The sequence below is a fragment of the Candidatus Cloacimonadota bacterium genome (assembly GCA_021734245.1).
Classification (GTDB): Bacteria; Cloacimonadota; Cloacimonadia; order Cloacimonadales; family TCS61; genus B137-G9.
Genome location: JAIPJH010000016.1, coordinates 1 through 14,911 on the forward strand (window position 1 = coordinate 1; position 14,911 = coordinate 14,911).

Genomic DNA, 14,911 nt, shown 5'->3' on the forward strand with positions numbered 1-14,911 from the left:
TTTCCAGTCGTCCTACGGACTCCTTCCAATTCGCCAAATTCAATAATTCTCTTCTTCGATTTCTTCATTTTTCACCTTCCTTTTTCAACACTAAATTAGTGTAGAAAAGTGTCCAGTGTCATCTTGGCACAGAGGGATAAATAAATTACAAAAATATATTTAAACAGTTAAATTTGTTATAAATTTGTAATGAATATAAGAAAGCCACTCGAAATCGAATGGCTTTCAATTTATTTAAACTGGCGGAGAGGGAGGGATTCGAACCCTCGGTAGAGTTACCCCTACATACGCTTAGCAGGCGCACACCTTAAGCCAGCTCGGTCACCTCTCCACAGCTATAAATTCCTGGCGGAGGATGAGGGACTCGAACCCCCAAGGGCAAAGCCCGGCGGTTTTCAAGACCGCTGTCTTACCAATTAGAACTAATCCTCCTAAAAGGAAAATACAAATAATTTTCTTCCGTCTTTAGTGTCAATACATATTTTGCGATGTTCTTGCTGCTTTTCGAATGTATATTTTAGAGAAGAAAGAAACAAAAAAATACTGATTTGAAAAAGGAAAATAAATAAAAAAAAGCCATCGATAATCTTGTTGACAAAATAAAAAAAAGTCACCGATTATTCGATGACTTTATTATGGTTGGGCCGGGAGGATTCGAACCCCCGAATGCATGGACCAAAACCATGTGTCTTACCGCTTGACGACGGCCCATTCAAAACTATTTAACACTTATTTTATTTAATTTAGATGCCAGTTATTTTTGATAGATTTTGATGTCAATAAAATTTTAAAAAAGTGCAATGGATTTTATAGATTGAATTTTGAAAATATTATCTGTAACCAAACTCTTTGAGAGCATTTTTTTTCTTACGCCAGTTTGGCTTGATCTTTACCCAAAGAGTAAGCTTAACTCTCTTCTTTAAAATGTTATAGATTTCTTTCTCAGAAGCCATTCTGATCCGCTTGATCATTTCACCATTTTTGCCGATAATGATGGGTTTCTGACTTTTGCGTTCCAACCACAGGTTTGCTTTTATCTCTACTTTATTTGGCAGGTCTTTGTATTCTTCCACAGAAACAGAAGTCGCGTAAGGAAGTTCATCCCGAAAATTCAGGAATATCTGCTCTCTGATGATCTCTTGAACGAAGAAACGCATTGGCAGGTCCGATATTTCATCTGCCGAATAAAATGGTGGTGAATAAGGAAGATAATTTGTAATTTCCCCCAAAAGAGAATCAATATCTGGTTTATCAGTGAGACAACAGGCTATGATTTTATCAAATTTATATTCTTCTAATTCATCGATTTTATGATCTTTCGTCGTCTCATCAACAAGATCAATTTTATTTAGAAGAGCGATTTTAGATTTTTTGAATTTAGAAATAAAAGCAAGGAGCTGTTCATCATAATCGGTAGGAAAGTGATGAGCGTCTGTTATGAAAAGAATTACATCAGCATCTCTGATAGCATTTTGCAGATATTCCAGCATTCTATTATGGAGTTCATAACGTGCTTTCAAAAATCCCGGAGTATCCAGAAAAACGATCTGCCTTTCATCATCGGTAAAAATCCCCTTTATCTGATGCCTGGTAGTTTGTGGTTTGGGAGATATGATCGATATCTTTTCTCCCATAACCAGATTCATCAAAGTTGATTTTCCTACATTTGGTTTTCCTACAATTGCTACAAAACCGGCTTTAAAATTCTTATTCATTTTGTAGCACAGATTTTGAAGAGAAGCATATAAAGTAGAATGTCTTCATTGATATTTAAAGATTTTGCATCGATGTCTGCCTGCAAAAGTAAAGATAGAGACTTTTTAGTTTCTGACAAAGTATAACTATCAGCATAATTTAGGTAATCATTTCTATATTTGTAGAATACATCATTCAAATAGCGTCCGGAAATTTCTGAATCGCTAATGCTTCTGCGCCTTAAAGCAAGAACTTTCCAAATTTGTACAAAAAAGCGAGATAACATAGTGATGATATAAACAGCCGGCTCATTATTCATTAACATGTTATCCAGAATTCTGGCAGCATTTTTAAGGTTTCTTTTACCGATAGCATCCTGAAGATCAAATATCTTGTTGGTTTTTGATTTTCCGATAACTTCTTCCACCTCATCACTGTTTATAGTTCCTCTGTTTTTAGTATATATTATTAATTTTTCCAATTCATTGCTGGCAATAAGATAATCTGGTTCGATGCTGCCTGCAAATCTATTGATAGCTTGATTGTCCATTTTGATATTTTTTACTCGTAATTCAGTTCTCAGCCAGCGAACAATATCATCGGAAGAGTAGGGGCGACGACATGAAATAGTGACAGCTTCTTTTTCAATTATTTTATTAGCGTTGGAACGTCCATCACTCTTATCGGCAATTAAAACTAAAATAGAAGTTTTAGAAGGTTTTTCACAATATTTTGCAATTTGATTTTTTCCATTTGCATTCATCTGATCAAAGTTTTTTATAACAACTAATCTTGTTTCGGCTAAGAACGGACTCATTTCCAAGTTTTCCAAAGCCTGAACAGATTCATCTGAATCTCCGTAAAGAAGAGTAAAGTCAAAATCGTCGGAATCGTCATCACAAAACCGTGCTTTGATAGCGTGGTATACTTTATCTTTCAGATATGCTTCGGTGCCAACAACATAATAAACAGGTGCTGGTTTTTGATGCTTAAATTCCCTCAGGAATTCATAATGAGGAATAATTCTTTTTTTCGCCATTAATTTCGTTTGATCTCCATTTTTAAATAAGGTGAATCCAGAGAAATCTCTGTTAAAATACTTCCAATAACTGAAAATACCGAGAAAATAAAGAATCTCCAAATAAATTCAGCAAAAAGGTTTCCAGCAAATCCCAGCTGCCAGGAAATAATTGTGTATAATATGCTAACGCAAATTGCGCTTATCACACTTGCAACAATACGCTTCCATAATATTAAACCGCCTGTAGTAAGCATCACAAAACTTCCCAGCATAATTGGAAAGATCATTCCTGCATACCAAAGAGATTTTATTGCCAGCAGTTCTCCGTTCAAATGCAAAGAAAAATAATCGATAAATCCAAATAAAATGCTGAAAATAATTATTATTAATGGGATTGGCCATATTTTGTCTTTCTGTTTTGAGCGAATTTCTTTTCTCTCATTCATTTTTCTGCGAATCGTAAGCGGCCAATTGTAAAATAACCTGAAAACCCAATGTTCCAATAAGGCTCCTCCTTCGCCAAAAACAGGAACAATATGCACAGCATCGGTAGCCCAGTGTACAGCCATGAAACGTGCTAAAGCGGGATATTTATAAGTCATTTGAATGGGGAAAGCCAGATATCCGATATATTTGAAAAACCCCAGAAATACAGCAATATTATAATTTTTGAAATCTCTTTCTTTTATTACCAGATACAAAACATACAAACCTCTGGTTAGAGAACCGGGAGAAATTGGGATAACCTGGAAAAGAGCAATGATTCCCAAACCGATTCCCCAGGATTGCGTTTTCGGCATTTCGGGATGTGTGAGAACATAAATTACAGCAATAAGAACAGAAACCACTTGCGTGATAGGAAGTGTGCAAACATGAACAGCGAGACTTTTCAAGTATTTTTGTATGAAAGGTTCATTAAGTTGAGATTCAATTTTATTTGAATCTTCTTCTGATAAAATGTGTTTTTTGCGTCCTTCTTTCAGCATGGAACGCAACCAGTTTTCGCGCAACTCAGGATCAAAATAAAGTTTGATAGGCCGGACAAAAATATACCACAATCTTTCTTTGAAATATTCTTTGTTCGAGAGGAATTTGTGCAATCCTGATGGTAAAATTGATAAAATCAAATGGATAAAAAATAAAAATAAATTATCAGAGATTTTTATAGCTTTCTCATCGGTCATCCTGCCGGCTCGATACCATTTAATAGTTTTTTCAGCAGAAGTAGCTTTCAGAGACTTATATAGATATTTCCAGTTGAAGATCATTTTAAGATAATGAGATCTCCAGGGTTTGTTGGCAAAAAGTTTAATGAAATATTTTCCCAAAAAAGGAATAAAACCAATGATGTAGAGCAGGAAGGCAAAAAACTTGAATTTCTGCAGTTTTTCTGCTGCATTTTCAGTGATCAATTTCTTGATCTTCCAACCTTTTATAGAACTGGTAAGAATTGTTTTCCAAAGCGTGGGGCTGAATAATAATTTGAGATGATTATGCGTAATATCCAGAAGCGAATTGCGGTAGATCTTTTCCATTTTCACAAGTTCTTCATATTGCCATTTCATGTCTTTGAAATGTTCAGGATGCTGCTCAATGAATTTTTTAAGTTTTTTTAAGCTGCCACGATCAAATTGAACCAGACTTCCTCGAAAAATTCCTTTGAAGATCAATTTAAAATCACCGGGACTCATTGGCAAAAACGGAAGTAAAGCCAAACCTGCTCTAAAATCTACTGCCGTTAAACCTTCCGCTGGTTTTGTGTTCATCCTTTTCAAACAATTTGGCTGGCTTTTGCAGGTACTCCATTCATATTGTCGGGCAAATTCATAAGCTCCCATTTCATTCAGCATTTTCACAAAATCGTGCATAAATATTTTTTTCTTGCGATATTCAAGAGATCCGAGTTTTTCCTTATTTACTTTTTTATGCTTATTCCATCTACTTAAGTAATCCATGTGTGGGTCTACTTCCAGCTGCCAGGTTCGTCCTTCGATCCATTCACTGATCTCGCCGCAACTTCCCAGAGTATCATCCACAAAGGTTCCATAAATATCAACAACCGATTCTTCAGTGCCAAATTGAATCTTCGCTGCTCTGCGAATGAACTTCTGCCAGAAAGCACCAGCACGAGACGCTGCCGGATTTACCTGCAACTGAAATGGCCCTTGAAATCCGATCCAGTAAACAGCATCGCGGAAGAATTTGGAGAATCCCGATGGTGGAATTAGAATTTTTATAGCATAAGAATTACCAATTTTCAGAATGGAAGATTCTTTATCTAAATTTAAAAGCTTTACTTTGTAAACCTGGCCGGCAAAACCACCACCAACAAACTTTTCGATTTCGATAGTGATCGTATTTTTTTGATTGAGATCCAGCATTTCCACTTCGAAGTTCAACACATTGCCTGCATCATATCTACCGACGCGCATGTCTCGCATTATATTGTAACTTTTAAATTTCTGTTGTAATTTTGATATTACATTCATTTCTTCTCCATTAAAGAATGTCGGGAAGTTTTTTATTGAATATTTCAGAGACTGGAATTAATTCAAAATCCTGCTGTGATATTTTTTCGATAAAGAGCTTCAAGAAATCGTACCTTTCCTGTGTGGCACAATGTGTGATAACTAAAATTTTATCATGAGTTTTTGACATGGATTTTAAGATTTTTATTTTACTATTCATCGTCTTCATACTTATATCGGGTGTGTCTAAAAATAAACTGGATTCAAAAGCTGGAATGATCATTTCTTTGGCCAGATCATAAGCCATGGAAGATGTAGAAGTTCTGCTGTCGATAAAGAAAAGGTTATGTTTCTTTAATACAGAAAGTACAGTTCTCATCACGTTTTCATCAGTTGTAGCAAGCGATCCCATGTGATTGTTAGCTCCAAGACAAAGCGGGAATTGCTTAACGAATTTTTCCATTCTTTTCTTTATTTCCCGTTCGCTTAAATGAACAAAAATAGCATTACTTCCCGGATTATTCTGAGGGTAACTGATTGGTTCCATTGGAATGTGGATCAACGTCTCATGACCAGATTCTGTGGCTTTGTTCATTACCAGTTCAGAATATCTTTGATCGGGTAAAATGGCAAAAGTAATATTTTTGTTCAACGCACAGAATTTATCAAGAAGTGTATTATTGCGGATTCCGAAATCATCGACAACAATCGCAAGTTGAGTTTTGGGATTTTTTTTGATCGTGCTTTTCTTGTAAAAAAGAGTTACTTGATAGATCTGTTGATCATCATTATCTCGGATTTTTAAAACTTGTCTATTGCCATTATCTTTTTCTTCACCGGAGATCATTTCACCATTTTCCATTTCAATCTGGCCGGAAAGGATCATGTTGGCATAATTCAGATCCATTTCTCGTTTATCGATTCCCAGTTTTATGTAAATTACATCTTCTCCAACATAATGCTTAAAATTCTTATCGCTAACTCCCATCAGTCGCTTGGAATGCATGATAGCATCTAAAACTGTTCTTTCCTGAGCAATCTGTTTTACTTTCAGTTTGGAATTGTGCAATCCTTTGCTGATGGAAGCAATTTTTTCTATGTTAAGAAAAATTACTATCAAAATAAAAACAAGCAGAGCACCAATGAAGATGTATGCTTTATTTAACTGCTTTTTTTTACTTTTTTTCTTTCTTTTCTTATACTTACGTTTCGCCATTTCTATCCTTTATTATGAAAGGATTGATGTTTTTTTAAGCTCATGCAGTCAAGAATTTTGTTAAAAAGAAAAATTAGTTTACAATCATCAGTTTAATCGAAAGAATTCCTCGATGCTCTGCCATGGTGTTAGTCAAATTTAAGAATTTTCTTTATTTTGAATAAAATTAGATTATTTTAAAATTCAAAGAATATTATTTTTGTCTTGAAATGTTTGTATTATCATCGTGACGTCTTCGTTTTTCGTTTTACTCAAAAATGTTTACTGGTAAAAGCTCTTCCAGAGTGTGACTTCAGATAAGTTTCAAAACTTCTTGCTTTTTCCTCAGATTAAAATGCAATATAAGTAACTATTTTCCAAGGTCTTAAATCTTTAGTATATGGAACATCACCTTTGTTGTGTTTCTCTATTCTATTTTTCAGATCTTTGGTGAACCCTGTGTAATGTTTCGAACCGTCTTTTATACTTCTTAAAATGTAAACATAATACATACTGGCCTGCCTGGGCGAAGTTTTGAGTTTCCAACAATTGATGTCCGGCTTCATAACTTTCGTTTCTACGCCGTGACGTCTTCGTTTTTCGTTTTTACTCAAAACGAAGACTGGTGGGCGCGGAGGGACTTGAACCCCCGACCACCTGCTTGTAAGGCAGGCGCTCTCCCAACTGAGCTACACGCCCACATCTATAATTTTCAAAATTGAAGTGTAAAAAATGGTGGGCGCGGAGGGACTTGAACCCCCGACCACCTGCTTGTAAGGCAGGCGCTCTCCCAACTGAGCTACACGCCCATTTTTTTGTAACTCACTTATAAACTGGTCGGGGCGAGAGGATTCGAACCTCCGACTCCTGGTTCCCAAAACCAGTGCGCTAACCGGACTGCGCTACGCCCCGAACAAGAAACGCAACAAAAAATTTCGGTTCTACTGCGTCAAGAATTTTTATTGTCTGTTCGAAAAATACCATAAAACGTAATCACAATTCAACACTTTTATTATTAGTTTTTTATCAAAACATGCCTAGATAGCCGATATAAGGGCAATGAATCACATTATCAAAAAATGGCATAATTTATGCATTAAAATAATGTTAGGGGTGAGGAGATCAAGCGAAATACTTGACATGAAATTGATTCTATCATCTTCTCACATTTAGTTTTTTCCAAAATTATTGGGGGAAGTATGAAATATTTTATTCTGTTAGTTCTAATATTTATTTCCTTAATTTTAGTTGCAAATCCATACCAAACTGTCGAACCTGTTTTGGAATATCCTCCAGTAGCAATAATGAGTAATTATTATGACCTTACTTTCACTTCTGCAGGAGATGCTGTAAGTACGCAACCAGATGATGTTGGAGGTGGCACTTATTATGTTTTCCAGGCAAAAGAAACTGCCGCTTCTACCTGTAGAGTCTATTATGGATATCAAGATTGTGATTATACCTTAGCAAGTGTTGCTGCAATTGGAGTGGATGACTTTGATGAAACCAAACCTGCATTGGCAATAGATTCTGTGACTGGTGATCCGATAGTTGTCTGGAATAGAGAGAATGGAATTGTCTGCTCTTACGATCTGTATCATTTGGGATGTCCTGGATTATGGAAAACTCCTTTCTATATCTTCGATGAAAATACATGGACACCAAATCCTGATGATAATTTTAAAGATCCTATTATTAAAATTGGTCCTTCTCCAGATCCGGGTAAAAGAAGAGTATATGTTTTATTAAAAAACCATAGAACACCCGAACCTTATGGAATTTATTATTTTGCGATGTTAATGTATGCCGATTTTGATGTGAATGATTTAAATATGCAATCTGAACTGAACTGGACTTATTTTCCGATTTACGATAATATCAGCCTGACTCATTCTAATCTGGATTTCACGTTTGAAGTATCAGAAGATCTACTAACAATAATCGGCTACGACAATGAGTCTAATGTTTTTGCTTATACGAGTGTATATGGATATCCTACATATTGGACATATACTGATGAGTTTAAATTTCCAGTTGATAATCCTTTGAATCTGGATGGTACTCCTCGTTTTCCAGATGATCAGGGAAATCCTTATGAATTGTATTTCAAACCCATGTTCAGTTCAAATTCTAATGCAATTTCTGATCAAGATGATAATATATATTATCCCATATCATTCGGTTTGGCAGCAGAACCAGATATTTTCCCTTTAGGAGAATGTCTTTTGTATCCCAAATTAGTTAAATTTGTTCCCACTTCAGGAGAGTTTAGTTTCTTCGATCTATTATTGGAAGGTGATGAACCAAATGACAACAATCCTGCAATTCCCTGGGATATTGATGAAGATGGTCAGGTCGATTCTTATGATATGGAAGGAAAGGTTGATTGGATACCTTCCTGGCCTGTTTTTTATCACGATAATATTCTTCCGTATCCTGAAGATCTTAACAATATGCGAGTTGTAGAAAATGAAGATAACTTTACTCTTACTGTATTCTGGAATGATGGAACAAAAGCTCATTTTGCTGAGAATACAAGTGCTACTTTGTGGCAGGATAAACCGGAGATGATAACAGCAACATTGGAAGATGGTAATTTATTTTTTGATGCACAGTATTTAAACTCAATTGTAATTCCCGAGTTAGCAGATATTATTCCAGAATTTTTCTATCCATCAACGGAGTTTGTAAGTTTGGGGAATGCAACTTACAGTTTAAATGCAATGTTTTATGATGCAAATGCTTATTGTGTTCCAGGCCAAAACAATGGTGGCATAATAAACGCTTCTCAAATCTGGTTTATTCCTGATGAGCAGGATAATTATATTGGGATTTCACATCCTACGTCAAATGATATTTATGCGATAGGTGATGAAATGGAGATTGACTGGTATTATTATGGAAGTTCCTTGGTTGCCAAAATTGATTTAGTACATGGCCAAGATGAATTCATTCAATGCGTTACAGATGATCCGGGAGATGACAATTTTTTATGGACTATTCCTGAAAATATTCCTGTAAATTCAAACTATCGGATTAGATTAATGGGATTATCTCCACCTGAGTATTATTTGAGTCAGCCATTTTCAATTACTAATTCTGAATCACCAGATGATGTGATCAATTTTGAAACAGCATTATACCAAAATACTCCCAATCCCTTCAATCCATCCACAGAAATCAGATTTCAGATTTCAGACTTCAGACAAATCGAAAATGCAGAGATTACGATCTATAATCTGAAAGGGCAGAAAGTGAAAACTCTCCCCGTCACCCCATCTCAAAGTCACTCAGTCTCGATCGTCTGGGATGGCACAGACCAGAAGGGAGAGCCTGTTTCCAGCGGAGTTTATTTATACAAATTAAAAGCTGGAGAATTTGAAGAATCGAAGAAGATGCTGCTGCTGAGATAAACTTCCGATTGAACCGGGCGTCTTTCGGGATCATCGTAATGTTGTTTAGATTCTTTTCAAGATAATAATCAACATTCGGAAGAGCTTCGCACATTCCGAAGTTAATAAAAAAACCGGCAGGTTTTAATTTTTCTTAACCATTACGAAGGTCGATCAAGTATGAAGTTCTAAAACCTTAGTAAGGTTAATTTTAAAATGTCGTGCCAAATTGGAAATGCGGTTCCCATTTACCATTTTCAAAGTTGTGAGCATAATCAAATCCGATAAGACCAAATGGGCTGCGAACGCGAATTCCCACACCAGCACCGGTTTTCATTGTCCAGAAATCGAATTCTTCCAATTTATTGAAGCTGTTCCCGGAATCCATAAAAATCAATCCAACAATTTGGTCTCCTGCGATGGGAGCACCATATTCTGCAGAAAAGATCACTTCGCGCAAACCGCCGTCACGCGGGCCGATTGAGCGGTCTGAATATCCACGAACTCCATCTGGTCCTGTTCCTCCCAGATAAAATCTTTCATCTGGTGGAGTGTCGGTTCCATTATATCCAGTTACATAACCGAATCGCCATTTTGTACGCAGAGCCAGCTTCCAGATGGTTTTTGTATACCAACTTACCTGCATGATCTGTTTAAAATAGTTGAAATCGCCCTGCAATGGTCCTCCGGCAACTTCGGAATAAATGGTGAAATTTGAACCTGCCGTGGGGAAGAAGATATTGTCTCTGCTATCGCGGGAAAATGTTAAGGAAATAGCACTGGTATTTTGCCAGCCAGCTTCATCAAGTTCGATCAGAGTTTCGGAAGCGTTATCTTCTTCTCCTTTCAAAATATCATATTTCTTGGAATAGAAAGAATAACCAGCTACTAATTTGGAGTAATTCAAGAAGTAAAGTGGCCGTCCCAATTTGACTGCACCACCAGAAGTTCTAACTTCGTAAGTATCCCATTCTTTGGTTGTAAGATATATATCGAAACCTACTAAAGTATTTGTGTCTCTAAAATAAGGATTGGTAAAGTTTAAACTGAAGTTTTGTGTAGATCCACCGAATTCCCATTTAACGCCAGCCTGCCAGGAATTTCCTAAAAGATTGTTGTGAGAAACAGCTAATTGACCTACCAAACCATCCTGACTGTTCAAAGCAACTCCGCCATTTGCAGTTCCCGAAACCTTATCATTCAAATTGATAGTAAGGTCGATATCACCATTCTGGTTGATAATTTTGGGATTATCAAGATACATATCCGGCTCGAAAAATCCCATGTTATAAATATTTTGTTGGGAACGCATAACTTTGGATTGCTGGAAATAATCTCCAGGCGAAATTACAAGTTGTCTTCTAATAATTTTTTCCTTGGTTTTGCGATTACCTTTTATGTGGATCTTTCTTACTTTTGCTCTGGTGTTTTCCTGGATATTAAGTCGAATATTTATTTTATTGTCGATTTTTTCCAGTTCCTGATCGAAATTTGCGTAAATATAACCATCTTCATAATACAGAGATGTAACCGCACCAAGTTGTTCATTAAATTTTTCCAGATTAAATATCTCATCTTCCTTGAAACGGAAATTACCGGTTATCATTTCGTCAGTAAAGCGTTCATTTCCTTCCACAAAAACATCACCAAAAGTATATTGTTTGCCTTCAAAGAGATAAATATCGATCACAAATCGATCGTTTACAATATTGCGTTCCCAGGAAATTATTCTAGCGTCGATGAAGCCTTTTTTATTATAATATTTTACTAAATTTATCAGGTCTTCATCAAACTTCTCCTGCTCAAATTTTCCCGACCTGAAAAGACTGGCTTTTTTGGTCTTCATTTTGCCGAGTAGTTTTTTGGCTCTGATAAGTTTATTTCCATGTATTTTTATGGCTTTAATGGTAACCTTGTCATTTTCATTTGTATTTATGATGACATTGACTGTGTTATTATCCTTTTCTTTGGATTGGAAATTGACTTCTGCCAGGTGATAGCCTTTGGTTTTATATTCGTTCAGGATCGTATTTTCTATTTCTTTCTGCAGGAATGGAGCCCAATAACTTCCTTCTCGCAAATCAATTGCATCAAGTAGTTTTTTATCGCTCAATTTATCATTGTTCTCAAAAATTATTTTATTCACAACCGGAAATTCTGAAACATAGATCTGTAACGTGATGCCTTGTAGTAATGTTTCATATTCGATTCGAACATCCTGAAAAACACCTAGTTGGTAAAGATTGTTGATAGATTTTCCTACTTGTTCAATATCCAGAAGATCACCGATCTCTAAAGTAATGATGGAAGTAATCAGATCGGTTTCTATATTTTCATTCCCAAAAACTTCTATATCTAAGATCAATTGATTCTGGGCAGATAGTAAAGATCCCAAAAGCAACATAAGCAACAGTATTACAGCCTGTTTCTTCATTCAACCTCCAATCTATTAGCTAAGATGCACCATTTATAAAATGAAGTTTTCTACGTAAAGTTTTTTTGTGAATTAATTTTAATCAATAGAATTCCTCGATGCTGTATCGCGGTTATCCAAATTTTCTCCCCTGATTGAGGGAAGATGCCAAAGGCAGAGGGGTAAGTATAGATAATTCGATTTTAAGTTTACTGAAATAAATTTGGCAAAATGCTCTTAGGTTTGCCACAGGAAAAGTCAAAATTCTTGACGATAAATTCTTAATATAAAATTTCGGAATCAATTCAAAAGTGAATTAAATTTGTGGGGCATTAGCTCAGCTGGGAGAGCGCTACACTGGCAGTGTAGAGGTCAGCGGTTCGAGCCCGCTATGCTCCACCATATATCCAATTCATCTTCTTCTTTTCAAAACTTTATTTTATGGGAACCAAGTGACACAATACGAAAAGGAAGGAGAAAATTGAGTTTTACCATTTATAACATTATGGGACAAAAAGTACTTTCACAGAAATATGAAGCAGGTTTCCACACATTCACTTGGGATGCAACTAAACAGTCATCAGGAGTTTATTTCTATCTGCTTAGAACACCGAGTTATTACAAAACGAATAAGATGATCATGCTAAAGTAAAAAGAAGAAAACCATTATACTTTCAACCTTCCAGTTTGCATTAACTTGGAAAGTTTTTTTTATTGAAAAAAATTGACAAAATTCATTAAAGATCACTTTTTTTATTTTAATAAAATTGTGGGAGGATTTCTATGAATAAAATTTGTTTTGTATTTTTGTTTTTAATTTTGGTTTTTTCAATGTATTCAACTAATAACTGCTTGCAATTTGATGGCGACAATGATTATGTTTCCATTGCCGATAATTCTGCGCACAAACCTGTCTCGGTAACAGTTGAAGCCTGGGTGTATATAAACTCAAACACGAATACATATACAGAGAGTAATGCTCAATATGTTATTTTTAAGCAGAATACCAGAACCGGACAATTTGAAGGATACTGCATATATTATGATAAGAATAATCATTTCGTAGGTATTGTTAGCTCTAGTACAGGGCAACAAAGGAGTGTTACCAGCTCGGTAATAAATTTACAGGAGTGGAATCATGTTGCTCTAACAGCCGATGGTACAGCTGTTAAATTGTATTTAAATGGGATTTGGCAAGGTACCAGTACAGGCAGCTATGCACTTGATTACGGAACCAATCCACTTTATTTTGGAAGAACAGGATATGCTGACTGGGAAGGTTATTTTAATGGCAAAATAGATGAAGTTCGTATTTGGAAAATTGTTAGAGGGCAGACAGAAATTGAAGATAATATGAATCAGGAATTATCTGATCCTACTAATGAGAACAATCTTGTTGCCTATTACAAATTTAACACAGGTTCCGGTCAAATAGCTTATGATAGTAAGGGTAATAATGATGGTACTTTGGGAGCAACAGAAAATGGTGATAGTTCAGATCCTACCTGGGTAACTTCAGATTCTCCACTCCCCGTCACACTTTCATCATTCACTGGAACCATTGAAAACGGCTTTCCAACCTTGAACTGGACAACAGAAAGTGAACTGGAAAATATGGGCTGGAACATCTATCGCAGTGAAAATGAGAACGGTTTGGAAAACAATTCACTAAAACTTAATGAGACAATCATTCCAGGTATGGGAACAATCACAACACCAACCAATTACATTTACATCGATGAATTACCGACACAACAAATGGGAATGCATTATTACTGGCTGGAAAGTGTCAGCTATAGCGGAGAACTGGAAATTCATGGTCCAGTTTCCATTGATCTGAGTAATTCAAACCTTATTCCAGATGCACCGGCAAAAAGCTTTGTAAATCAGAATTTTCCCAACCCGTTCAATCCAACTACCACAATCGAATTCGGCATTGAAGAAGGAGAAACGGGAACACTTACAATTTACAATTCCAAAGGGCAGAAAATTCTCTCACAGGAATATGAAGCTGGTTATCATTCTTATAATTGGGATGCAGCCAGTCAGGCTTCAGGAATTTATTTTTATCAACTGAAAACAGATAAATATTTTAAAACGAATAAAATGCTGATGTTGAAATAATAAAATCATAATCTTGCGGATGGTCGAAAGACCTCCGCAATGGTTGTTCATCTCTTTCCGACAACTTCTCTCACAGATTCTTAAGATAGCTGTCGGAAAGGTTTCATGCATCAACTTTCAGAAACCAATTGGAATGATGTCTGATAGAAGGTTTCGGAAAGATGTTGAAGCTGTTAACCATTCACAAGGTTTCGCACAGCTCAACCATTGAGAAGGTTAGAGTTTTCCGGACTTGAGTTGCCACGTCTTTTCAGACGTGGATGGGAAGATAGAGACAATTCTGGTTTTAACCCTTCATCTTGGGCTAAAGCCCTTTTTCTTCTTTACTATTTCAATCTAAAGAATTCCTCGCTGCTCTGCATCGGGGTTTTCCAATTTTTCTCCCCTGTTTGAGGGGAGATCGGGCAGTTACCGGAGAGGGGTAAATAATGAAAATTCGATTTTAAGTTTACTGAAATAAATTTAGCGAAATACACCTTGGCTCTGCCACGGTGATAGTCAAATTTAAAAATTTTCTTTATTCCCAGCGCTGAAGCACGGGGCTATTCATTATTAATTCGATTGGATAAAAAATTTGATAAATATGTTCTGAACTCCAGCTTG

The 14,911-nt window shown here is 36.0% G+C and carries 8 protein-coding genes, 7 tRNA genes and 1 pseudogene; 4 read left to right on the forward strand and 12 right to left on the reverse strand.

Annotated features, from left to right (window positions below):
* Positions 1-240: 240 nt before the first annotated feature.
* The 11 genes and pseudogenes from K9N40_04130 to K9N40_04180 all read right to left on the reverse strand — a co-directional run bounded on the left by K9N40_04130 (position 241) and on the right by K9N40_04180 (position 7,291).
* A tRNA-Ser gene (locus K9N40_04130) sits at positions 241-331 on the reverse strand.
* Positions 332-346: 15 nt separating this feature from the next.
* Positions 347-432, reverse strand: a tRNA-Ser gene (locus K9N40_04135).
* 204 nt (positions 433-636) lie between these two features.
* Positions 637-711, reverse strand: a tRNA-Gln gene (locus K9N40_04140).
* Between the two features lie 119 nt (positions 712-830).
* Positions 831-1,715 carry a GTPase Era gene (gene era, locus K9N40_04145; protein MCF7813656.1) on the reverse strand — a complete coding sequence of 295 codons (885 nt, stop codon included), beginning with the start codon at positions 1,713-1,715 and terminating at the stop codon, positions 831-833.
* Positions 1,712-2,734: a DNA polymerase III subunit delta gene (gene holA / locus K9N40_04150; GenBank protein MCF7813657.1), complete on the reverse strand. Its 1,023-nt coding sequence runs from the start codon at positions 2,732-2,734 to the stop codon at positions 1,712-1,714. Before holA ends, era begins: the two co-directional genes overlap by 4 nt.
* Positions 2,734-5,205, reverse strand: coding sequence for a hypothetical protein (locus tag K9N40_04155; GenBank protein MCF7813658.1), 2,472 nt, complete (start codon positions 5,203-5,205; stop codon positions 2,734-2,736). Before K9N40_04155 ends, holA begins: the two co-directional genes overlap by 1 nt.
* A gap of 10 nt (positions 5,206-5,215) precedes the next feature.
* Positions 5,216-6,400, reverse strand: coding sequence for a divergent polysaccharide deacetylase family protein (locus K9N40_04160; protein MCF7813659.1), 1,185 nt, complete (start codon positions 6,398-6,400; stop codon positions 5,216-5,218).
* Between the two features lie 251 nt (positions 6,401-6,651).
* Positions 6,652-6,891 (reverse strand): annotated as a pseudogene (locus K9N40_04165) (GIY-YIG nuclease family protein).
* A 111-nt stretch (positions 6,892-7,002) separates the two neighbouring features.
* Positions 7,003-7,078 (reverse strand) — tRNA-Val (locus tag K9N40_04170).
* Between the two features lie 34 nt (positions 7,079-7,112).
* Positions 7,113-7,188, reverse strand: a tRNA-Val gene (locus tag K9N40_04175).
* Positions 7,189-7,213: 25 nt separating this feature from the next.
* Positions 7,214-7,291: transfer RNA gene (locus K9N40_04180), tRNA-Pro, on the reverse strand.
* Between the two features lie 287 nt (positions 7,292-7,578).
* Between K9N40_04180 and K9N40_04185 the strand changes: the two genes are divergently transcribed.
* Complete coding sequence (locus K9N40_04185; protein ID MCF7813660.1) at positions 7,579-9,792, forward strand: T9SS type A sorting domain-containing protein; 2,214 nt, start codon at positions 7,579-7,581, stop codon at positions 9,790-9,792.
* 190 nt (positions 9,793-9,982) lie between these two features.
* On the opposite strand, the gene bamA is transcribed toward K9N40_04185, so the two are convergent.
* The gene (gene bamA, locus K9N40_04190) at positions 9,983-12,205 is read right to left on the reverse strand and encodes an outer membrane protein assembly factor BamA (GenBank protein MCF7813661.1); all 2,223 of its coding nucleotides are present in this window, start codon (positions 12,203-12,205) and stop codon (positions 9,983-9,985) included.
* 305 nt (positions 12,206-12,510) lie between these two features.
* Between bamA and K9N40_04195 the strand changes: the two genes are divergently transcribed.
* From K9N40_04195 to K9N40_04205, 3 genes are all read left to right on the forward strand, one after another.
* A tRNA-Ala gene (locus K9N40_04195) sits at positions 12,511-12,586 on the forward strand.
* Between the two features lie 103 nt (positions 12,587-12,689).
* Positions 12,690-12,836 (forward strand): hypothetical protein, encoded by a 147-nt coding sequence (locus tag K9N40_04200; GenBank protein ID MCF7813662.1) that lies wholly within the window; start codon positions 12,690-12,692, stop codon positions 12,834-12,836.
* Positions 12,837-12,967: 131 nt separating this feature from the next.
* A complete protein-coding gene (locus K9N40_04205) occupies positions 12,968-14,308 on the forward strand; it encodes a T9SS type A sorting domain-containing protein (protein MCF7813663.1) in 1,341 nt (446 codons plus the stop codon).
* Positions 14,309-14,911: the final 603 nt, after the last annotated feature.